Source organism: Klebsiella sp. K4 (assembly GCF_014596785.2).
In the GTDB taxonomy this organism is placed as follows: Bacteria; Pseudomonadota; Gammaproteobacteria; order Enterobacterales; family Enterobacteriaceae; genus Klebsiella; species Klebsiella pneumoniae.
On record NZ_CP115021.1, the window covers coordinates 5248721 to 5269725 of the forward strand.

15 protein-coding genes, 1 tRNA gene and 3 rRNA genes are annotated in these 21005 nt (G+C 54.0%); 7 read left to right on the top strand and 12 right to left on the bottom strand.

All coding sequences use genetic code 11. From position 1 onward, the window contains the following. Window positions 1–2 precede the first annotated feature (2 nt). Window positions 3–113 (top strand): YshB family small membrane protein, encoded by a 111-nt coding sequence (locus IB144_RS25790; RefSeq protein ID WP_004152951.1) that lies wholly within the window; start codon window positions 3–5, stop codon window positions 111–113. Window positions 114–148: 35 nt separating this feature from the next. Here IB144_RS25790 and hemN read toward each other — a convergent pair whose 3' ends face one another. Together hemN and yihI are read right to left on the bottom strand one after the other, a co-directional pair. Further along, window positions 149–1522: an oxygen-independent coproporphyrinogen III oxidase gene (gene hemN / locus IB144_RS25795; RefSeq protein ID WP_002882745.1), complete on the bottom strand. Its 1374-nt coding sequence runs from the start codon at window positions 1520–1522 to the stop codon at window positions 149–151. A gap of 188 nt (window positions 1523–1710) precedes the next feature. Next, on the bottom strand, window positions 1711–2217 hold the full coding sequence (gene yihI, locus IB144_RS25800; protein ID WP_040215789.1) for a Der GTPase-activating protein YihI: 507 nt from the start codon (window positions 2215–2217) through the stop codon (window positions 1711–1713). A 583-nt stretch (window positions 2218–2800) separates the two neighbouring features. Here yihI and yihA point away from each other — a divergent pair. Further along, window positions 2801–3433, top strand: a complete 633-nt coding sequence (yihA, locus tag IB144_RS25805; RefSeq protein ID WP_002882734.1) for a ribosome biogenesis GTP-binding protein YihA/YsxC — start codon at window positions 2801–2803, stop codon at window positions 3431–3433. 347 nt (window positions 3434–3780) lie between these two features. Here the strand turns inward: yihA and polA are convergent, their stop codons facing one another. Next, window positions 3781–6561, bottom strand: a complete 2781-nt coding sequence (gene polA / locus IB144_RS25810; RefSeq protein WP_040215791.1) for a DNA polymerase I — start codon at window positions 6559–6561, stop codon at window positions 3781–3783. 396 nt (window positions 6562–6957) lie between these two features. On the opposite strand from polA, the gene IB144_RS25815 reads away from it, so the two are divergent. Continuing rightward, window positions 6958–7857: an acyltransferase gene (locus IB144_RS25815; protein ID WP_004150336.1), complete on the top strand. Its 900-nt coding sequence runs from the start codon at window positions 6958–6960 to the stop codon at window positions 7855–7857. Between the two features lie 48 nt (window positions 7858–7905). Here the strand turns inward: IB144_RS25815 and dsbA are convergent, their stop codons facing one another. The 3 genes from dsbA to IB144_RS25830 form a co-directional block, all read right to left on the bottom strand. Further along, window positions 7906–8529, bottom strand: coding sequence for a thiol:disulfide interchange protein DsbA (dsbA, locus tag IB144_RS25820; protein WP_004146224.1), 624 nt, complete (start codon window positions 8527–8529; stop codon window positions 7906–7908). Between the two features lie 27 nt (window positions 8530–8556). Then, the gene (locus IB144_RS25825; protein WP_004187940.1) at window positions 8557–9543 is read right to left on the bottom strand and encodes a serine/threonine protein kinase; all 987 of its coding nucleotides are present in this window, start codon (window positions 9541–9543) and stop codon (window positions 8557–8559) included. A gap of 75 nt (window positions 9544–9618) precedes the next feature. Then, window positions 9619–9888: a YihD family protein gene (locus tag IB144_RS25830; RefSeq protein ID WP_002882612.1), complete on the bottom strand. Its 270-nt coding sequence runs from the start codon at window positions 9886–9888 to the stop codon at window positions 9619–9621. 71 nt (window positions 9889–9959) lie between these two features. Here IB144_RS25830 and mobA point away from each other — a divergent pair, with 71 nt between their 5' ends. Both mobA and mobB read left to right on the top strand, forming a co-directional pair. Continuing rightward, on the top strand, window positions 9960–10541 hold the full coding sequence (gene mobA, locus IB144_RS25835; RefSeq protein WP_040215792.1) for a molybdenum cofactor guanylyltransferase MobA: 582 nt from the start codon (window positions 9960–9962) through the stop codon (window positions 10539–10541). Next, window positions 10538–11044 (top strand): molybdopterin-guanine dinucleotide biosynthesis protein MobB, encoded by a 507-nt coding sequence (mobB, locus tag IB144_RS25840; RefSeq protein ID WP_002882596.1) that lies wholly within the window; start codon window positions 10538–10540, stop codon window positions 11042–11044. The genes mobA and mobB overlap by 4 nt, the downstream gene beginning before the upstream one ends. Window positions 11045–11409: 365 nt before the next feature. On the opposite strand, the gene rrf is transcribed toward mobB, so the two are convergent. The 4 genes from rrf to IB144_RS25860 form a co-directional block, all read right to left on the bottom strand. After that, window positions 11410–11525: ribosomal RNA gene (rrf, locus tag IB144_RS25845) — 5S ribosomal RNA — on the bottom strand. 97 nt (window positions 11526–11622) lie between these two features. Further along, window positions 11623–14524, bottom strand: a 23S ribosomal RNA gene (locus tag IB144_RS25850). Window positions 14525–14706: 182 nt separating this feature from the next. Then, window positions 14707–14782: transfer RNA gene (locus tag IB144_RS25855), tRNA-Glu, on the bottom strand. Between the two features lie 85 nt (window positions 14783–14867). Continuing rightward, window positions 14868–16407, bottom strand: a 16S ribosomal RNA gene (locus IB144_RS25860). Together the 16S, 23S and 5S rRNA genes with 1 tRNA gene alongside form the textbook arrangement of a ribosomal RNA operon. Window positions 16408–16883: 476 nt before the next feature. Between IB144_RS25860 and IB144_RS25865 the strand changes: the two genes are divergently transcribed. After that, complete coding sequence (locus tag IB144_RS25865) at window positions 16884–17585, top strand: FadR/GntR family transcriptional regulator (protein WP_002882540.1); 702 nt, start codon at window positions 16884–16886, stop codon at window positions 17583–17585. A 12-nt stretch (window positions 17586–17597) separates the two neighbouring features. Further along, a complete protein-coding gene (gene mdtD / locus IB144_RS25870; protein ID WP_002882539.1) occupies window positions 17598–18995 on the top strand; it encodes a multidrug transporter subunit MdtD in 1398 nt (465 codons plus the stop codon). Here mdtD and rbsR read toward each other — a convergent pair. Beyond that, window positions 18992–19984 (bottom strand): ribose operon transcriptional repressor RbsR, encoded by a 993-nt coding sequence (rbsR, locus tag IB144_RS25875; protein WP_004187944.1) that lies wholly within the window; start codon window positions 19982–19984, stop codon window positions 18992–18994. The genes mdtD and rbsR overlap by 4 nt on opposite strands. A gap of 3 nt (window positions 19985–19987) precedes the next feature. Continuing rightward, complete coding sequence (gene rbsK, locus IB144_RS25880) at window positions 19988–20920, bottom strand: ribokinase (protein WP_004173836.1); 933 nt, start codon at window positions 20918–20920, stop codon at window positions 19988–19990. Window positions 20921–21005: the final 85 nt, after the last annotated feature.

Below are 21005 nucleotides of genomic sequence, written 5' to 3' on the forward strand. Positions count from 1 at the left end.
TCATGTTTGAATCACTGGTGAGTATGATATCGAGCGGCGCCGCTGCGAGTCACACGCCACAAACGGCAGTCGCTGCCGTGCTGTGCGCTGCGCTGGTCGGGCTGTTCAGCTAATTGTTCCCCCTCTCCTGCGGGAGAGGGGGAAAATATTAAATAACCCGTGAGAACTGCTGCATCCGGGCCTTTTGCCGTAGGTAGGCATCAAAGCACATACAGATGTTGCGGATCAGCAGGCGGCCTTTCGCCGTCACCTGAATGACCTTATCATCCACAGCCACCAGCCCGTCATGCGCCAGCGGCGCCAGCAGCTTCAGATCCTCGGCGAAATAAGACGCAAAATCCACGTCCCACTGCGCCTCGACCGCCGCGATATCCAGCTGGAAGTTACAGATCAACGCTTTAATCACGTCGCGACGCAGACAGTCATCGCGAGTTAACGCGATCCCGCGCCACAGGGCGTTCCCTTGCTCTGCTACCTGCTGGTAGTACTGCTTGAGCTCTTTTTGGTTCTGGGCGTAGCTGTCGCCAATCATGCTGATCGCCGAAACGCCCATCCCCAGCAGATCGGTATCGCCCTGAGTGGTGTAGCCCTGGAAATTACGATGCAGTACGCCGTGACGTTGCGCGACCGCTAATTCATCATCGGGACGGGCGAAATGGTCCATGCCGATAAACTGATAGCCTGCCGTCGTCAGCGAGCCGATGGTTTCCTGCAGGATCTCCAGCTTCTGCTCAGCGGAGGGCAGATCGGCATCTTTAATCTTCCGCTGAGCGGCAAAGAGCGTGGGCAGATGCGCATAGTTAAACACGCTCAGGCGGTCAGGATTGAGCTCGGCGACCTTTTGCAGGGTAAAGGCGAAGCTCTCCGGCGTTTGCTTCGGCAGGCCATAAATGAGGTCGATATTGGTCGAGGTAAAACCAATCTCCCGCGCATGGTTGAGCAAATCAAAGATGAACGCTTCGTCCTGCTCACGGTTAACCAGACGCTGAACCTCTTTATTGAAGTCCTGTACGCCCATACTCAGGCGGTTGAAACCCTCAGCGCGTAAATGATCGAGGACATCCAGTTCGATCTCACGCGGATCGACCTCTATGGAGATCTCGGCTTCCGCGCTGAAATGGAAATGGCTGCGCAACAGATCCATCAGGCGACTGATTTGCGCCTTATTGAGATAAGTTGGCGTGCCGCCCCCCCAGTGCAGTTGCTTCACCTGGCGAGTGGCAAACAGCGGCGCGCGGTGGATGATCTCCTGTTCAAGGACATCGAGATATTGATCGGCCTTATGCTGCTGGCGGGTGACTATCTTATTGCAGCCGCAGAAATAACACAGCTTATGGCAAAACGGGATATGCACGTACAGCGACAGGGGACGCTGTGGGTAACGGGCCACAGCGGCATCGAATTCCGCCGCGCCAAATTGCGGTGAAAACTCCAGCGCGGTGGGATACGAGGTATAGCGCGGCCCGGAATAGTTATATTTCTGGATCAGGGCCAGATCCCAGTCGATTATCTGCTCAGACATGCTCACTCCTTCCGATGGTGCCGCCGACGGGTACGCCGTCCCGGCCCCACCGCACCGCGGGTCATGAGCCGGTTGCGCAGCCATTTCTGACGCCGCGACAACCGTCGTAGTTTAACGAATAACCACAGCAGATAACATATAACCAGAAGGGTTATAAGGAGTACCGGGAATCCGATGGGATGCAAATGTTAGTTTCCACCCTTCAGCAGACGCATCATATCTTCCTGACGCTCTTCCTCTTCTTCATCTTCATCATCGTAAGAGAGGCCGAGCTGCTGCATCAGCTCATCAATGCGATCCAGTTTGGCGTCCACCCAGCTCTGCTCTTCAGCATTCAGGGTGCCGCCCTCTTCCAGACGTTCCAGCAGCGCGTCCAGGCGCTCATCATTCTCCAGCAACTCCAGCTCAGCCTGCGGTGAAAGCATAGGTTTCTCGCTCTTTGGTTTATGCTGCTTGGGGGCTGGAGCGCTGCTTTCGCTCACGCCCAGCGGGATCGGTTTTTTGCTACCCACGCGCGGATCTTGCGCCTGACGCTGTTTTTTATCCGCTGAAGCCGCATCGCCGCCGTTCGCGCGACTGCCTGCCGCGTGGCCACGATGTTTCTTCTGCCGTTTGCGATCGCGAGCTTCCTGATTTAACTCTTCACGCGACTTGCGGCCGGATTTGCCACGGGTGGCGGATGTCGGTTTTTTCATGATGTGTAATCTTCAGACAGTAGTATTCAGTATAGAATTGAGGCGGAATCTAGCAGAAAGCAAGCAAAGAAAAAAGGCGACAGATTACTCTGTCGCCTTTTTCCTCACTGACCACCCTTAACGGGCTCTTCTTTCCCTGTTCGCTAACGACTCACCCTGTCTTTCCCTTAGCGTCCAACGGTCCCTGTTTCTTCCTTTTCCCTGTAAAACGTCTCCAAGACGCGCGTCATCCTGACTATCCTGTGGTCTTCGCCTCCTGGCGCTTCCTGACTCCTCGTCCTGAGTCCTAATCCTTTCAGCATCCCCGCCGTTGTGTATTACTTTACCTTGTTGACAAAAATCGACAACTAGTCTGGCAGTTAAAAATCTATTTTCAGAATTCTCTATTTCTATAATTGATTAATTTTCAACACTTTAAATATGTTTTGTCTTATTTTCCTCAGGTATATCCTATACAAAGAATAGTCAATGTCTCACAAACCATATGGTTTTTACTTACAGGAACGGCGTGCGGTAAAAACAGCCTTTTTCTGCTGTTCAGGTATAATCCCTGCCATAGCCTGTTTTAACGGAGACGACCGTCTTGACCAACTGGAATTATCAACTGACGCACTTTGTCACTAGCGCGCCAGATATCCGCCATCTTCCTGCCGATACCGGTATTGAAGTGGCGTTCGCCGGCCGCTCCAACGCGGGAAAATCCAGCGCGCTGAATACGCTGACTAATCAGAAGAACCTGGCGCGTACCTCCAAAACCCCGGGGCGTACGCAGCTGATTAACCTGTTCGAAGTCGCTGAGGGCAAGCGCCTTGTCGACCTGCCCGGCTATGGTTATGCGCAAGTACCCGAAGAGATGAAGATCAAGTGGCAGCGCGCGCTGGGGGAATACCTGGAAAAACGTCTGTGCCTGAAGGGTCTCGTGGTGCTGATGGACATACGTCACCCGCTTAAAGATCTCGATCAGCAGATGATCGAATGGGCGGTAGAGAGCGATATTCAGGTGCTGGTACTGCTCACCAAAGCCGATAAGCTCGCCAGCGGCGCGCGTAAAGCGCAAGTGAATATGGTGCGTGAAGCGGTACTGGCCTTCAATGGCGATGTCCAGGTTGAACCCTTCTCTTCGCTGAAAAAATCTGGCGTCGATAAGCTGCGACAGAAGCTGGATAGCTGGTTTAACGAAATCCCGCCGCAAGAAGCCGTCGAAGACGCCGAGTAACCCCCGCTTTTTCCGGATAACGGCGCGTAGCGCCCTATCCGGACGTTCATACTACGTTGTTTTCACAGCCTAAAACTTTTCTTTCGCGCAATAAAAAACGCCCCGGTCATAAATGACCGGGGCGGCTAAAATATTCAGCCAAATCCGATTACGTGAAGTAAAAGGTCTGAAAGATAGAACATCTTACCTCTGTACCCTACGCGAATAACTTTACTCTTCTTTCGCTCACGGATAAAGCATTTTTTGTAGTTTTTTTTCACTATTTACATAGCAAATTCAAATGATCCTCACAAAACTCTATAAGTTATGTTGCTTACTTACAGAAAATCGCGTTGCGCTTTGTATACTTAGTGCGCTTGATCCCAGTTTTCGCCGCTGCCCACTTCCACCAGCAACGGTACCGCCAGCGTAGTGCTGTTCTCCATCAGTTCGTGGATCTTTTTCGATACGGCATCGAGCTCATCCTTATGCACTTCAAAGACCAGTTCATCGTGAACCTGCATGATCATCCGCACGCGAGGTTTCTCGCTCCGCAGCCATTCATCAACGGCAATCATCGCCCGCTTGATAATATCCGCAGCCGTCCCCTGCATCGGGGCGTTAATCGCCGCACGCTCCGCGCCGGCACGACGAGCGCCATTGCTGGACTTGATATCCGGCAAATAGAGTCGACGGCCATCCAGCGTTTCAACATACCCTTGCTCCTTCGCCTGTGCGCGGGTGCGCTCCATATACTCCAGGACGCCCGGATAACGTTCGAAATAAAGATCCATGTACTTCTGCGCTTCTTTACGCGGGATGTTCAGCTGGCGGGCCAGGCCAAAGGCGCTCATGCCGTAGATCAGACCGAAGTTGATGGCTTTCGCACTACGCCGCTGTTCGCTGCTGACGCTGTCCAGCGGTAAGCCAAATACTTCAGCCGCCGTCGCCCGGTGAATATCCTTCCCTTCCGCGAAGGCGGTCAGCAGGCCTTTATCCCGCGACAGGTGCGCCATAATGCGCAGCTCGATTTGCGAGTAGTCCGCCGAGACAATGACGTAATCTTCCGGCGCGATAAACGCCTGGCGAATACGGCGCCCTTCTTCGTTACGCACCGGAATGTTTTGCAGGTTTGGATCGGTAGACGACAAACGGCCGGTGGCGGTGACCGCCTGATGATAGGAGGTATGCACGCGGCCCGTTTTGGGGTTAATCATCAGCGGCAGCTTATCGGTATAGGTAGACTTCAGCTTCGCCAGCCCACGATACTCCAGAATCACTTTCGGCAACGGATAATCGAGCGCCAGCTCTTCCAGCACCTCTTCAGAGGTGGACGGCGCACCGCCCGGCGTCTTCTTCAGCGGCTTGATACCCTGTTTTTCAAACAGGATCGTTTGCAGCTGTTTGGTGGAGGAGAGATTAAACGCTTCCCCGGCGATCTCATGTGCCCGCTGCTCCAGCTCAACCAGGCGCTGGGCAATTTCCTGCGAGTGCGCATGCAGCACGGCGGGGTCGATTTTAACGCCGTTGCGCTCAACGCGAGACAGCACCGGCACCAGCGGCATTTCAATGTGCTGGAAGATATTCAGCGGGCCTTCATGCTGCTGTAGCTTCGGCCACATCTTCAGATGCAGCTGGAGCGTAACGTCGGCATCTTCCGCCGCGTAGCGACCAGCCTCTTCCAGCGCAATCTGGTTAAAGGTGAGCTGATTCTTACCCTTGCCAGCGATCTCTTCGAAGGTAATGGTTTTATGTTTCAGCCAGCGGTCGGAAAGACTGTCCATATCGTGGCGGCCCGCCACGCTGTCGAGAATGTAAGACTCGAGCATGGTATCGAACGCAATCCCGCGCAGCTCAATGTCGTAATTAGCCAAAATGCCGCGATCGTATTTGAGATTTTGCCCGACCTTGAGCACCTTCTCATCCTCCAGCAGCGGTTTAAGCAGCGTCAGCACGCGCTCGCGCGGGATCTGATCCGGCGCATCAAGGTAATCATGCGCTACCGGGACATAGGCGGCCACGCCCGGCTCAACAGCGAATGAAAGACCAACCATGTTGGCGGAGATGTTATCCAGGCTGTCGGTTTCCGTATCAAAGGCAAAGAGCGGCGCCTGCTTCAGCTTATCGATCCAGGTGAGCAGCGTAGCCTCATCAAGGATAGTGACATAATGCTCTGCTGAAAGTGCAGTAGCGGCTTCAACCTCTTCTTCCGCTTCTGCCGCTGCTGCAGGCGCTGCAGGTTTGCCCCCCTTAGCCTGCAGCCATTTTCCGGCCTCAACGTCGGTAGTCCAGCGCTTAAACTCATACTGTCTGAACAGCGCCAGCAGATCGTCTGCCGCCGGCGGCTGCACCTCCAGCTCTTCGCAGGTGAGCTCCAGCTCGACGTCGGTTTTGATGGTCGCCAGCTGATAAGAGAGATAAGCCACGTCCTTGTTCTGCTCGAGCTTCGCCGCCATCGTTTTCGCGCCGCGGAAGCTCAGTTCAGCGATCTTCTCCGGTTCCGCATACAGCGTATCAAGGCCGCCGAGGCCTTGCAGCAGCGCCTGGGCGGTCTTTTCGCCCACGCCCGGCACGCCGGGAATGTTATCCGAGGAGTCGCCCATCAGCGCCAGGAAATCAATAATCAGCTCCGGCGGGACGCCGTACTTAGTAACCACCTCATCCGGTCCGAGGATAGTGTTGGTCATGGTATTGATCAGGGTGATGCCCGGCGTCACCAGCTGGGCCATGTCTTTATCGCCGGTGCTGATCAGGACTGGGCGACCTGCCCTTTCCGCTTCCCGCGCCAGGGTGCCAATCACATCGTCAGCTTCGACGCCCGGGACAGCCATCAGCGGCAGCCCCATCGCTTTCACCATCTTATGCAACGGCTCAATCTGCGCGCGCAGATCGTCCGGCATCGGCGGGCGGTGAGATTTGTAATGCTCGAACAATTCATCACGGAAGGTTTTCCCTTTCGCATCAAAGACCACGACGGCATGAGTCGGTTGATACTGCAGTATCAAACTGCGCAGCATATTCAGTACGCCGTACATAGCCCCGGTGGGCTCCCCTGCGCTGTTAGTCAGCGGCGGAAACGCATGATACGCCCGATAAAGATAGGAGGAGCCGTCAACGAGGATGAGAGGGTTTTCTGGGATCTGAACCATAATTTCCGTGCCTGTTTATCAGATTATGGATAAAGGATGCCACAGACGGGCATGAAATCCTGAATTTTTCCCGCAATTCGCGGAAAAGATTCAACGATCGTCGCGATCGCGCGACAACTTAGCTTGTGGATAACTTTGTGTATAGTTTTACAACGTCAGCTTATCCGCCCCTGAAAATAAATGAATAAATAGTATTATTTACTATTTATCAACCACTTAAAAACAGATCAACGATCCTGGCATTAATTTGATGACCTAATCTTCCATGTGGATAGAAGATCCTTGTTTTTTTCTGTTCTGGTAAGACCCGTCATTTGCCGCGTTTTCTGGTAAAATCAGCCTCTTGCGCAGCTTAAAGGCGCTCTTTGTCAGCCTAACTTTCTGAATAAACTAACTATGTCGAGATTACTCGCTGCGATAACACTTCCGCTGAGTATCGCCTTAACCATCTTAGTCACCATTATCTGCTCTGTACCGATCATCGTCGCCGGGCTGATTAAACTGCTGGTCCCCATTCCAGCGGTATGGCGCTCTATATCCGTTTTTTGCAATTTTATGATGTACTGCTGGTGCGAAGGGCTGGCGCTGCTGTTGCATCTCAATCCCTGGCTAAAATGGGACGTCCAGGGTCTGGAAGGCCTGAACAAAAAGAACTGGTATCTGCTGATCAGCAACCACCACAGCTGGGCAGACATCGTGGTGCTGTGCGTGCTGTTCCGCAAGCATATTCCGATGAATAAGTACTTCCTTAAACAACAGCTGGCGTGGGTACCCTTCATTGGCCTCGCCTGCTGGGCGCTGGATATGCCTTTTATGCGCCGCTACTCGCGCAGCTATCTTATTCGTCACCCGGAGCGCCGCGGTAAAGATGTCGAAACCACCCGCCGTTCGTGTGAAAAATTTCGCGCGCATCCGACGACTATCGTCAATTTTGTGGAAGGCTCGCGTTTTACCGAAGAAAAAAAGCGCGAAACGCGCTCTCCTTACCATAACCTGTTACCGCCGAAAGCCGCTGGTATCGCCATGGCGCTCAACGTACTCGGTTCGCAGTTCGATAAACTGCTGAACGTCACGCTGTGCTACCCGGATAATCATACAAGACCATTTTACGATATGTTAAGCGGCCGCCTGACGCGCATTGTGGTCCGTATCAATCTGGTCCCTATTGGCGAAGAGCTGCACGGCGATTACGTTAACGATAAGAACTTTAAGCGCAGCTTCCAGCGCTGGCTGAATGGCCTATGGGAAGAGAAAGACCGTCAGTTGACTGACATCATGAGGGACAAAGAACGGTAGCTATTGCAAAACAGATAAAGTAACGCCGGTCAGTGACCGGCGTTTTTTTTATTTCTTCTCTACCAGTTGCTTCACGGTATCCGCATACTGAGCGACGAAGACATCCATATTGCTGGTGTCCATCCCCTGCGGATTCAGCTGGTATTTACCATTAACATACATAGCCGGTACGCCCTGCAGCTGCAGATCGGCTGCCGCTTTCTCTTGCTGAGCGACCAGAGATTTCACCACGAAGCTATTCCATGCGGCATCGTAGTCTTCCCCTTTCACGCCAGCGTCGACAAACACTTTACGAATGTCAGCCACACTCTGCACAGTCTGGTTTTTCTGCACGGCTTCGAACATCGGCGCAGTAATTTTGTCTTCAACGCCCAGCGCGATGGCCACCGCCCATGCCTGCGTCAGATCCTTGCCCAGCGGACCCAGGAACTCAACGTGGTATTTGGTCATTTTAGTGCCTTCCGGCAGTTTCTGGCGCACATTGTCAGAGACATGCAGCACTTCTTCAAACTGGTAGCAGTGCGGGCAGTAGAACGAAAAGAACTCGAGCACCTGCGGCTCGCCAGCAATCGGCTTATCAAGGGTGATGTACTGCTTGCCGTCGGTGATCTGGGCAGCGGATGCACTAAAAGCCAGAATCATACCAGCCAGCGCCAGCCAAACTTTTTTCATGATTTACTCTCTCCTGGATATATCACATTAATACATTGGCGTTAACTGAAGCGGGGGTTCCTGTAGAACCTTCACCTGCTCAAGAAAAGTCGACGTCTGCCCCCGCCAGTAATCCTCCCCGGTTAACCAGGGGAAATTGACCGGGAAAGCGGGATCGTCCCAGCGTCTGAGCAACCACGCCAGATAATAAACCAGTCGCATAGCGCGTAAAGGTTCAATCAGCGCGATTTCATCGCTGTTAAAGGGGCTGAATTCCTCATAGGCCTCGACAATAGTCTCCAGCTGCATACGCTGTTCAGCCTTATCGCCGTTGAGCAGCATCCACAGATCCTGAATCGCCGGGCCGGTACGCGCATCGTCTAAGTCGACAAACAGTGGTCCGTCGCGCCAGAGGATATTACCGGCATGGCAGTCACCGTGCAGGCGCAACGTGTTCCCGCGGCCGTGCCATTGCTCCATGACGGCAGCAATGAGTTTATCGGTCGCCTTCAGGAAATCGGCCTTCAGGCCAGAGGGGATCAGCGTCGCCTGCTCAAACACCTGACGCGGTTCCAGCAGGTACTCCTGCACGCCAATTTCCGGGCGGGCAGTAAAGCGCTGTTTGCGGCCCGTCTGGTGCAGGCGCCCCAGATAGCGGCCAACCCATTCCATCTGATCAAGGTTATCCGCTTCGAACTGACGACCGCCAAGGCTTGGGAAAACGGCAAAGTAGAATCCCTGATGCTGATGAAGCGTGCTGTCATTAAATAAGAGCGGCGCAGCAACGGGCACTTCATCTTCTACAAGCTGAAGCGCAAACTGGTGTTCTTCAAGGATCTGTTCTGCGGACCAGCGCTCAGGACGATAGAACTTTACCACATAGCGATGGCGCTCTTCGTCCTGGAACTGATAAACGCGGTTCTCATAGCTGTTTAGCGGGGTGAGACCGGAGTCCACCCGCATACCCAGATCGAATAACCCATCGATAATGGTATCCGGGCGAAGCGTCTGAAAAGTAAAAGCCTTATCGTGCATCCTGACATCCGATAATCGTACGAATAGTTCAGGATATCATCTCATTGCACTTTACGCGGTAGCGCTTACAACCTTTTACTCTTTTATTACCCCGCGGGCGCGCAGCAGCGCGGTTTTAAAGTCCTCTTCATAATCCTTCTGAATACCCGGGATGACAGCATCTTTGGAAGAGTCGCGCATCTTCAGGTGATAGATCAGAATATCGTCGGAAAGATCGCTCAGTTCGCCATCATAGCCGGCCTCTTTCGCCAGCTTCTGCAAAAATTGCATCAGGTTCAGTTCAGGCTCTTTTTGCCAGGCTGGCTGGAGGAGTTCAATTACTTCATTCAGACGTTTACATTTCATGGTCATGCTCCTTACTCTTGATAGGGACAAGTTAACAGGGTCAATCCCACAATGAAAGAGGCGATATTCATATGCAAAGCGAGGCGATAACCGGCGTCGTGCTGGCGGGCGGCAGGGCCACGCGGATGGGCGGCATTGATAAAGGATTACAGGCGCTAAATGGTCGCCCTCTCTGGCGACACGTCGCGGAAGCATTAGCCCCGCAGGTAGATGAGTTAGTCATTAGCGCCAATCGTCATCTTGAACAGTGGCGTGCCAGCGGATTTCCGGTCTTTCGAGACATACAGGAGGGTTATCAGGGGCCGCTGGCCGGAATGCTTGCTGTGATGCAGCAGGTCGCGAGCCCATGGTTTGTTTTTTGCCCCTGCGACACGCCGTTCATTCCGTCCTTTTTGGTGGAGCGCTTTATCCAGCAGAGAGGGGACGCACCGGTCGTTTGGGCCCATGACGGCGAACGGGATCATCCTGCCGTTGCATTAGTTCATCGTCAACTCATTCCGGAACTGGAGGCTTATCTGGCTCATGGAGAGCGCAGGGTGATGGTTTTTATGCGACAAATGGGTGGGCGCCCGGTGAATTTCAGCGATGTGAAAACTGCTTTCATTAATGTAAATACGCTCGAAGATTTGCAGCAGATGCAGGAGCCATCATGATCCCATTACTGGCGATCGCCGCATGGAGCGGTACCGGAAAAACAACATTATTAAAGCGTCTTATCCCTGAGCTTTGCGCTCTAGGATTACGCCCGGGACTGATAAAGCACACCCATCATGATATGGACGTGGATAAGCCGGGCAAAGATAGCTATGAACTGCGTAAGGCGGGCGCTGCGCAAACTATTGTCGCCAGCGAACAGCGGTGGGCATTGATGACCGAGACGCCAGAGAAGCCGGAATTAGATCTCACGTGGCTGGTCAGTCGAATGGATGCCAGCAAACTGGATCTGGTTTTAGTGGAGGGGTTCAAACATGAACCCGTGCCGAAGATCCTGCTTTTTCGGCAAAACAGCGGCCATCGTGTAGAAGAGCTGGTAATTGATGAGCATACCATCGCCGTGGCCAGCGATGTATCGATCGCGACCTCACTTCCGCTGCTGGATTTAAATGATGTACCACAGATCGCGACATTTATTGTGAGTTGGTTAGAGAGGCAATAGTCATTTATCGACGGTGATATAGGAGGGATTTTCCCGGAGGCGGTGCTGCGCACCTTGTCCGGCCACAGGGACGTAGCCCCGTGTCGGATCCGTAGCCCCGGCAAGCGCAGCGCCACCGGGGGACATGCCGGCACGCTGGCCGGACGGCAGAAACGCAAAAAGCCCATCCGGCAGGATGGGCTCTTCACTTGTTTGATGCCTGGCAGTTTATGGCGGGCGTCCTGCCCGCCACCCTCCGGGCCGTTGCTGCGCAACGTTCAAATCCGCTCCCGGCGGATTTGTCCTACTCTGGAGAGCGCTCACCGACAAACAACAGATAAAACAAAAAGCCCGGTCTTTCGACCGGGCTTTCTGCTTTATTTGATGCCTGGCAGTTCCCTACTCTCACATGGGGAGACCCCACACTACCATCGGCGCTACGGCGTTTCACTTCTGAGTTCGGCATGGGGTCAGGTGGGACCACCGCGCTAGTGCCGCCAGGCAAATTCTGTTTTATCAACACGTCTCACCAACGTATCGATTAATCTGTATCAGAGCTGAAAATTCTCTCAAACCCGCCAAAACATCTTCGGCGTTGTAAGGTTAAGCCTCACGGTTCATTAGTACCGGTTAGCTCAACGCATCGCTGCGCTTACACACCCGGCCTATCAACGTCATCGTCTTTAACGTTCCTTCAGGAGACTTAAAGTCTCAGGGAGAACTCATCTCGGGGCAAGTTTCGTGCTTAGATGCTTTCAGCACTTATCTCTTCCGCATTTAGCTACCGGGCAGTGCCATTGGCATGACAACCCGAACACCAGTGATGCGTCCACTCCGGTCCTCTCGTACTAGGAGCAGCCCCCCTCAATTCTCCAGCGCCCACGGCAGATAGGGACCGAACTGTCTCACGACGTTCTAAACCCAGCTCGCGTACCACTTTAAATGGCGAACAGCCATACCCTTGGGACCTACTTCAGCCCCAGGATGTGATGAGCCGACATCGAGGTGCCAAACACCGCCGTCGATATGAACTCTTGGGCGGTATCAGCCTGTTATCCCCGGAGTACCTTTTATCCGTTGAGCGATGGCCCTTCCATTCAGAACCACCGGATCACTATGACCTGCTTTCGCACCTGCTCGCGCCGTCACGCTCGCAGTCAAGCTAGCTTATGCCATTGCACTAACCTCCTGATGTCCGACCAGGATTAGCTAACCTTCGTGCTCCTCCGTTACGCTTTGGGAGGAGACCGCCCCAGTCAAACTACCCACCAGACACTGTCCGCAACCCCGGTCAGGGGCCAACGTTAGAACATCAAACATTAAAGGGTGGTATTTCAAGGTTGGCTCCACGCAGACTGGCGTCCACGCTTCAAAGCCTCCCACCTATCCTACACATCAAGGCTCAATGTTCAGTGTCAAGCTATAGTAAAGGTTCACGGGGTCTTTCCGTCTTGCCGCGGGTACACTGCATCTTCACAGCGAGTTCAATTTCACTGAGTCTCGGGTGGAGACAGCCTGGCCATCATTACGCCATTCGTGCAGGTCGGAACTTACCCGACAAGGAATTTCGCTACCTTAGGACCGTTATAGTTACGGCCGCCGTTTACCGGGGCTTCGATCAAGAGCTTCTCCTTACGGATAACCCCATCAATTAACCTTCCGGCACCGGGCAGGCGTCACACCGTATACGTCCACTTTCGTGTTTGCACAGTGCTGTGTTTTTAATAAACAGTTGCAGCCAGCTGGTATCTTCGACTGGTCTCAGCTCCATCCGCAGGGACTTCACCTACACACCAGCGTGCCTTCTCCCGAAGTTACGGCACCATTTTGCCTAGTTCCTTCACCCGAGTTCTCTCAAGCGCCTTGGTATTCTCTACCTGACCACCTGTGTCGGTTTGGGGTACGATTTGATGTTACCTGATGCTTAGAGGCTTTTCCTGGAAGCAGGGCATTTGTTACTTCAGCACCGTAGTGCCTCGTCATCACACCTCAGCCTTGATTATCCGGATTTGCCTGGATAACCAGCCTACATGCTTAAACCGGGACAACCGTCGCCCGGCTAACATAGCCTTCTCCGTCCCCCCTTCGCAGTAACACCAAGTACAGGAATATTAACCTGTTTCCCATCGACTACGCCTTTCGGCCTCGCCTTAGGGGTCGACTCACCCTGCCCCGATTAACGTTGGACAGGAACCCTTGGTCTTCCGGCGAGCGGGCTTTTCACCCGCTTTATCGTTACTTATGTCAGCATTCGCACTTCTGATACCTCCAGCATGCCTCACAGCACACCTTCGCAGGCTTACAGAACGCTCCCCTACCCAACAACACATCGTGTCGCTGCCGCAGCTTCGGTGCATGGTTTAGCCCCGTTACATCTTCCGCGCAGGCCGACTCGACCAGTGAGCTATTACGCTTTCTTTAAATGATGGCTGCTTCTAAGCCAACATCCTGGCTGTCTGTGCCTTCCCACATCGTTTCCCACTTAACCATGACTTTGGGACCTTAGCTGGCGGTCTGGGTTGTTTCCCTCTTCACGACGGACGTTAGCACCCGCCGTGTGTCTCCCGTGATAACATTCTTCGGTATTCGTAGTTTGCATCGGGTTGGTAAGTCGGGATGACCCCCTAGCCGAAACAGTGCTCTACCCCCGAAGATGAATTCACGAGGCGCTACCTAAATAGCTTTCGGGGAGAACCAGCTATCTCCCGGTTTGATTGGCCTTTCACCCCCAGCCACAAGTCATCCGCTAATTTTTCAACATTAGTCGGTTCGGTCCTCCAGTTAGTGTTACCCAACCTTCAACCTGCCCATGGCTAGATCACCGGGTTTCGGGTCTATACCCTGCAACTTAACGCCCAGTTAAGACTCGGTTTCCCTGCGGCTCCCCTATACGGTTAACCTTGCTACAGAATATAAGTCGCTGACCCATTATACAAAAGGTACGCAGTCACACCCGAAGGTGCTCCCACTGCTTGTACGTACACGGTTTCAGGTTCTTTTTCACTCCCCTCGCCGGGGTTCTTTTCGCCTTTCCCTCACGGTACTGGTTCACTATCGGTCAGTCAGGAGTATTTAGCCTTGGAGGATGGTCCCCCCATATTCAGACAGGATACCACGTGTCCCGCCCTACTCTTCGAGTTCACAACCTGTGCATTTTGGTGTACGGGACTATCACCCTGTACCGTCGGACTTTCCAGACCGTTCCACTAACACACAAGCTGATTCAGACTCTGGGCTGCTCCCCGTTCGCTCGCCGCTACTGGGGGAATCTCGGTTGATTTCTTTTCCTCGGGGTACTTAGATGTTTCAGTTCCCCCGGTTCGCCTCGTTAACCTATGTATTCAGTTAACGATAGTGTGACGAATCACACTGGGTTTCCCCATTCGGACATCGCCGGTTATAACGGTTCATATCACCTTACCGACGCTTTTCGCAGATTAGCACGTCCTTCATCGCCTCTGACTGCCAGGGCATCCACCGTGTACGCTTAGTCGCTTAACCTCACAACCCGAAGATGTTTCACTTCTGATTGCGAAAATTTGAGAGACTCGAACACACATTAACTGTGTGTCGTTTCAATTTTCAGCTTGATCCAGATTTTTAAAGAGCAAATATCTCAAACGTCACCCGAAGATGAGTTTTGAGATACATCGGCACGCGTCTTTCACTCACGAACCAGCAAGTGGCGTCCCCTAGGGGATTCGAACCCCTGTTACCGCCGTGAAAGGGCGGTGTCCTGGGCCTCTAGACGAAGGGGACACTGAAGTCTCAATCGCAAGACGCCTTGCTTCTTTACGTTCATCAGACAATCTGTGTGAGCACTACAAAGGCAGGTTCTTTAAGGTAAGGAGGTGATCCAACCGCAGGTTCCCCTACGGTTACCTTGTTACGACTTCACCCCAGTCATGAATCACAAAGTGGTAAGCGCCCTCCCGAAGGTTAAGCTACCTACTTCTTTTGCAACCCACTCCCATGGTGTGACGGGCGGTGTGTACAAGGCCCGGGAACGTATTCACCGTAGCATTCTGATCTACGATTACTAGCGATTCCGACTTCATGGAGTCGAGTTGCAGACTCCAATCCGGACTACGACATACTTTATGAGGTCCGCTTGCTCTCGCGAGGTCGCTTCTCTTTGTATATGCCATTGTAGCACGTGTGTAGCCCTGGTCGTAAGGGCCATGATGACTTGACGTCATCCCCACCTTCCTCCAGTTTATCACTGGCAGTCTCCTTTGAGTTCCCGGCCGAACCGCTGGCAACAAAGGATAAGGGTTGCGCTCGTTGCGGGACTTAACCCAACATTTCACAACACGAGCTGACGACAGCCATGCAGCACCTGTCTCACAGTTCCCGAAGGCACCAATCCATCTCTGGAAAGTTCTGTGGATGTCAAGACCAGGTAAGGTTCTTCGCGTTGCATCGAATTAAACCACATGCTCCACCGCTTGTGCGGGCCCCCGTCAATTCATTTGAGTTTTAACCTTGCGGCCGTACTCCCCAGGCGGTCGATTTAACGCGTTAGCTCCGGAAGCCACGCCTCAAGGGCACAACCTCCAAATCGACATCGTTTACGGCGTGGACTACCAGGGTATCTAATCCTGTTTGCTCCCCACGCTTTCGCACCTGAGCGTCAGTCTTTGTCCAGGGGGCCGCCTTCGCCACCGGTATTCCTCCAGATCTCTACGCATTTCACCGCTACACCTGGAATTCTACCCCCCTCTACAAGACTCTAGCCTGCCAGTTTCGAATGCAGTTCCCAGGTTGAGCCCGGGGATTTCACATCCGACTTGACAGACCGCCTGCGTGCGCTTTACGCCCAGTAATTCCGATTAACGCTTGCACCCTCCGTATTACCGCGGCTGCTGGCACGGAGTTAGCCGGTGCTTCTTCTGCGGGTAACGTCAATCGACAAGGTTATTAACCTTATCGCCTTCCTCCCCGCTGAAAGTGCTTTACAACCCGAAGGCCTTCTTCACACACGCGGCATGGCTGCATCAGGCTTGCGCCCATTGTGCAATATTCCCCACTGCTGCCTCCCGTAGGAGTCTGGACCGTGTCTCAGTTCCAGTGTGGCTGGTCATCCTCTCAGACCAGCTAGGGATCGTCGCCTAGGTGAGCCGTTACCCCACCTACTAGCTAATCCCATCTGGGCACATCTGATGGCATGAGGCCCGAAGGTCCCCCACTTTGGTCTTGCGACGTTATGCGGTATTAGCTACCGTTTCCAGTAGTTATCCCCCTCCATCAGGCAGTTTCCCAGACATTACTCACCCGTCCGCCGCTCGTCACCCGAGAGCAAGCTCTCTGTGCTACCGCTCGACTTGCATGTGTTAGGCCTGCCGCCAGCGTTCAATCTGAGCCATGATCAAACTCTTCAATTTAAGTTTGATGCTCAAAGAATTAAACTTCGTAATGAATTACGTGTTCACTCTTGAGACTTGGTATTCATTTTTCGTCCGAGGACGTTAAGAATCCATGTCACTTTGAGTGCCCACACAGATTGTCTGATAAATTGTTAAAGAGCAGTGCCGCTTCGTTTTCGCTGCGGCGCGGGGTGTGCATATTACGCCTTCCCGCTGCAGAGTCAAGCATTTATTTTTGCTTTTCTCTGCGAGGTTCTCACCGGAACCTCGCTGACCCGGCGGCTTGTTTGCCGTTGTTCCGTGTCAGTGGAGGCGCATTATAGGGAGTAATTCTGAGGTGACAAGGGGAAATGCAAAAAAAGTTTTCAACCGTCTCTTTTTTCAACAATGCGGCGAGGAATGTCGCAAAAAACCGCCGTTTTGCCGTTTTAACCGACGAAACGGGGCGCCTGGTGGCATACTGTTAGAGTAGAGGAAAGAAAGGAACGGCATTTATGTCTTTAAGCGCACAGCAACTGGCGGCACAAAAGAACATTTCCTGGGTACTGGCCGAAAAGCTCGCCCAAAAAATACTGACTGGCGAATATCAGCCGGAAAGCATTCTTCCCGGCGAAATGGAGTTGGGGGAGCAGTTCGGCGTAAGCCGTACCGCCGTCCGCGAAGCGGTGAAGACGCTTACTGCAAAAGGCATGCTGCTGCCCCGCCCTCGCATTGGCACCCGGGTGATGCCGCGCAGCAGCTGGAATTTCCTTGATAAGGAACTGCTCTCCTGGTGGCTAACAGAAGATAACTTCGAAGAGGTGGTAAGCCACTTTCTCGTCATGCGCAGCAGCCTGGAGCCACAGGCCTGCTTTCTCGCCGCCGCCAACGGCACCGCCGGGCAAAAAGCGCAGCTCAATACATTAATGGAAGAGATGATTGCTCTGAAACGCCATTTTCAGCGCGAACGCTGGATAGAAGTCGATATGGCCTGGCATGAACATATCTATGAAATGAGCGGTAATCCTTTCCTCAGCTCTTTCGCCTCGCTGTTTCATTCGGTCTACCACACCTACTTCACGTCGATTACGCAAAATGAAGTGGTGAAGCTCGATCTCCACCAGGCGATTGTCGATGCCATTCTTAACAGTGATGCGCCGGGGGCGTTGCTCGCCTGCCAGGCATTGTTGAACGCCCCACACCACGTAAATCAATAACAAGGATTTGGCATGAGCGGAAAAAAAGGGCGCAGCATGGCTGGCCTGCCGTGGATCGCGGCGATGGCCTTCTTTATGCAGGCGCTGGATGCCACCATTCTTAACACCGCCCTCCCGGCTATCGCCCACAGTCTTAATCGTTCTCCCTTAGCGATGCAGTCGGCCATTATCAGCTATACGCTGACGGTGGCGATGCTGATCCCGGTCAGCGGCTGGCTGGCCGATCGCTTCGGCACGCGCCGGGTCTTTATCATCGCCGTTAGCCTGTTCACCCTCGGTTCCCTCGCCTGCGCCCTCTCCAGTTCCTTAACGGAACTGGTCATTTTTCGCGTAATTCAGGGGATCGGTGGGGCGATGATGATGCCGGTGGCGAGGCTGGCCCTGCTGCGTGCCTACCCCCGCAGCGAACTGTTGCCGGTCCTGAACTTTGTCACCATGCCGGGATTGGTGGGGCCGATTCTGGGCCCGGTACTCGGCGGGGTATTTGTTACCTGGGCCAGCTGGCATTGGATTTTCCTGATAAACATTCCGATCGGCGTAATTGGCATTCTGTACGCCCGTAAATACATGCCAAATTTCACAACGCCGCGCCGACGCTTCGATATAGGCGGTTTTCTGTTATTTGGCTTAAGTCTGGTGTTATTTTCCAGCGGTATTGAACTGTTTGGGGAAAAAATCGTGGCGACATGGCAGGCGCTGGCCGTGATTGCCGTCAGTCTGTTACTGCTCGTGGCCTATGTGCGTCACGCGCGTCGCCATCCGACGCCGCTTATCTCGCTCTCTTTATTTAAGACCCATACGTTCTCGGTCGGCATTGCCGGCAACCTCGCCACGCGGTTAGGTACCGGCTGCGTACCGTTTCTGATGCCGCTGATGCTGCAGGTTGGTTTCGGCTATCCGGCCATTATCGCCGGCTGTATGATCGCCCCCACCGCTATCGGCTCGATTATTGCGAAATCCACCGTTACCCAGGTGCTGCGCTGGTTTGGCTATCGTAAGACCCTGGTGGGGATCACCGTGTTTATTGGCCTTATGATCGCCCAGTTCTCGCTGCAGTCGCCAGAGATGCCGCTGTGGATGCTTCTTCTGCCGCTGTTCGTGCTGGGGATGGCGATGTCCACGCAGTTTACCGCCATGAATACCATTACCCTGGCCGATCTGACCGATGATAATGCCAGCAGCGGCAACAGCCTGCTGGCCGTCACCCAGCAGCTTTCAATTAGTCTCGGGGTGGCCATCAGCGCTGCGGTGCTACGCTTCTATGAAGGTTTTGATAATGCAAGCACGGTACAGCAGTTTCACTACACCTTTATAACCATGGGCGTGATAACCATTATATCGGCGCTGATGTTTATGCTGTTAAGAGCGAAGGATGGCCGCAACCTGATTAGCGAGCGGCATAAACGCTAAGCGGAACCGCGAACCACCAGCTCCGGCGTTAACTGAACGCGCTGCTGTTTTTGCTGCGGATCGGCCATGCGATGGATCAGTACGTCGATGGCCAGTTCCCCCAGCTCATCCTTTGGCTGGTGAATGGTGGTCAATGGCGGCGTCATATAACGTGCCAGCTCAATATCATCGTAGCCCACCAACGCCATATCCTGCGGAATCTGCAGCCCGGCCTGGTATAACGCCTGATAAGCGCCAACCGCCATCGCATCGTTACCGACAAACACCGCCTGCGGACGCTGCGGCAACGCCAGCAGCTGCTGCATCGCGCTAAACCCGCCGCCAAACTCAAAATCACTGGTCACCACGTATCCTTCGGCAACCGGCAGGCCGCAGCGCGCCATCGCGGCATGATAGCCTTCAAGACGCAGGCGCGCCGGGGTTTTATCCAGCGGGCCGGCAATACAGGCAATGCGTGAATGCCCCTGGTCAATCAGATACTGGGTCGCCATATCGCCGCCGAGCAGCGAGTTATCCTGAATCAGATCGCTATCGCCATCAAAGGGGGCCCAGTCCATCATAACCGTCGGTACCGACGGATAGCGCTGCATGATTTCCGGGGAGGGCTGATGGGTCTCCGTGCACAGCAGGAGTAATCCATCGACGCGTTTTTGCATTAGCGTCTCCAGATTACGATTCATTCGCTGCTCATCACCTTCGGTATTGCAGAGCACGAGGCTATAACCCCGCTCAAAGCAGCTACGCTCCACGCCCCGCACCAGCTCCGAATAAAACGGATTGGTACTGGCGGTGATCAGCATGCCGATGGTACGGGTTTGATTGAGCTTGAGGCTACGCGCCAGCGCAGAGGGGGCGTAGTTGAGGCTTTTGATCGCAGCGTCAACTTTGGCGGTAATCGCCTCGCTGACAAAGCGGTCCTTATTGATGACGTGTGACACCGTCGATGTGGAAACGCCCGCGATGCGGGCCACATCTTTCATCGTAGCCAAGCATTACCCCTGTTGCGCTAAAAATTCATCGATCTCTGTGCGCCAAGGCACGGACGGCTGAGCGCCTTTGCGGGTTACGGCGATCGCCGCTGCGGCATGCGCAAAGCGAATCGCCTCCGGCAGGGCGGTCCCTTCCAGCAGCGCGGTCACCAGCGCGCCGTTAAAGGTATCACCGGCCGCGATAGTATCAATGGCCTGTACGCGAAACCCTGGGATCCGGCGGCTTTCGCCTTCGGCACTGAGCCAGACGCCGCGGCTGCCGAGGGTGATCATCACCGTACCAATGCCTTTGGCATGCAGCACGTTGGCGGCTTTTGCCGCATCTTCGTCACTCTCAACGCGAATACCGGTCAGCTTTTCCGCTTCGGTTTCGTTAGGGGTAATAATATCCACCAGCGCCAGCAGTTCATCCGGTAGTTCACGCGCTGGCGCGGGGTTCAGCACCACGGTGGTGTGATGGTGATGGGCGATTTTCGCCGCCGCTATGACGCTCTCCAGCGGCGACTCCAGCTGCATCAACAACGCCTGTGCGCTGGCGATACGCTCTTTTTCCGCCTCAACCTGGGAGACGGAAAGCGCCGCATTGGCGCCGGCATGAATACCGATGACATTCTCACCTTCAGCGTTAACGAAAATTAATGCCACCCCGGTCGCTTCCCCGGCAACCGCGCGCACGGGCGCCACGTCGATTTTATCGCTCGCCAGCTGACGACGGATGCGTTCACCGATATCGTCATCGCCGGTGCAGGCGATAAACGCGATATCCGCTCCGCTGCGCCCGGCGGCCACCGCCTGGTTGGCCCCTTTTCCACCGAACGCCACCTGATAATGGTGGCCGGTGACGGTTTCGCCCGGCGTCGGGAAAGCGTCAAGGTTAAGAATGTGATCGGCATTGATACTGCCAAGGACGACAAGTTTGCCTGCAGTTTTCATCATTTCTGTTCCCGGGAAAGCGCTCCACCGGGATCCGGTGGCGCATGCCCTGCTTTTCTTTTTTTATATTGTCCCTCGGACCGTTGCC

Excerpts from the sequence above, each read along its gene's own strand:
- IB144_RS25790 (WP_004152951.1), top strand. The coding sequence starts at position 3 with ATGTTTGAATCACTGGTGAGTATGATATCGAGCGGCGCCGCTGCGAGT.
- hemN (WP_002882745.1), bottom strand. The coding sequence starts at position 1,522 with ATGTCTGAGCAGATAATCGACTGGGATCTGGCCCTGATCCAGAAATAT.
- yihI (WP_040215789.1), bottom strand. The coding sequence starts at position 2,217 with ATGAAAAAACCGACATCCGCCACCCGTGGCAAATCCGGCCGCAAGTCG.
- polA (WP_040215791.1), bottom strand. The coding sequence starts at position 6,561 with ATGGTTCAGATCCCAGAAAACCCTCTCATCCTCGTTGACGGCTCCTCC.
- IB144_RS25815 (WP_004150336.1), top strand. The coding sequence starts at position 6,958 with ATGTCGAGATTACTCGCTGCGATAACACTTCCGCTGAGTATCGCCTTA.
- dsbA (WP_004146224.1), bottom strand. The coding sequence starts at position 8,529 with ATGAAAAAAGTTTGGCTGGCGCTGGCTGGTATGATTCTGGCTTTTAGT.
- IB144_RS25825 (WP_004187940.1), bottom strand. The coding sequence starts at position 9,543 with ATGCACGATAAGGCTTTTACTTTTCAGACGCTTCGCCCGGATACCATT.
- IB144_RS25830 (WP_002882612.1), bottom strand. The coding sequence starts at position 9,888 with ATGAAATGTAAACGTCTGAATGAAGTAATTGAACTCCTCCAGCCAGCC.
- mobA (WP_040215792.1), top strand. The coding sequence starts at position 9,960 with ATGCAAAGCGAGGCGATAACCGGCGTCGTGCTGGCGGGCGGCAGGGCC.
- mobB (WP_002882596.1), top strand. The coding sequence starts at position 10,538 with ATGATCCCATTACTGGCGATCGCCGCATGGAGCGGTACCGGAAAAACA.
- IB144_RS25865 (WP_002882540.1), top strand. The coding sequence starts at position 16,884 with ATGTCTTTAAGCGCACAGCAACTGGCGGCACAAAAGAACATTTCCTGG.
- mdtD (WP_002882539.1), top strand. The coding sequence starts at position 17,598 with ATGAGCGGAAAAAAAGGGCGCAGCATGGCTGGCCTGCCGTGGATCGCG.
- rbsK (WP_004173836.1), bottom strand. The coding sequence starts at position 20,920 with ATGATGAAAACTGCAGGCAAACTTGTCGTCCTTGGCAGTATCAATGCC.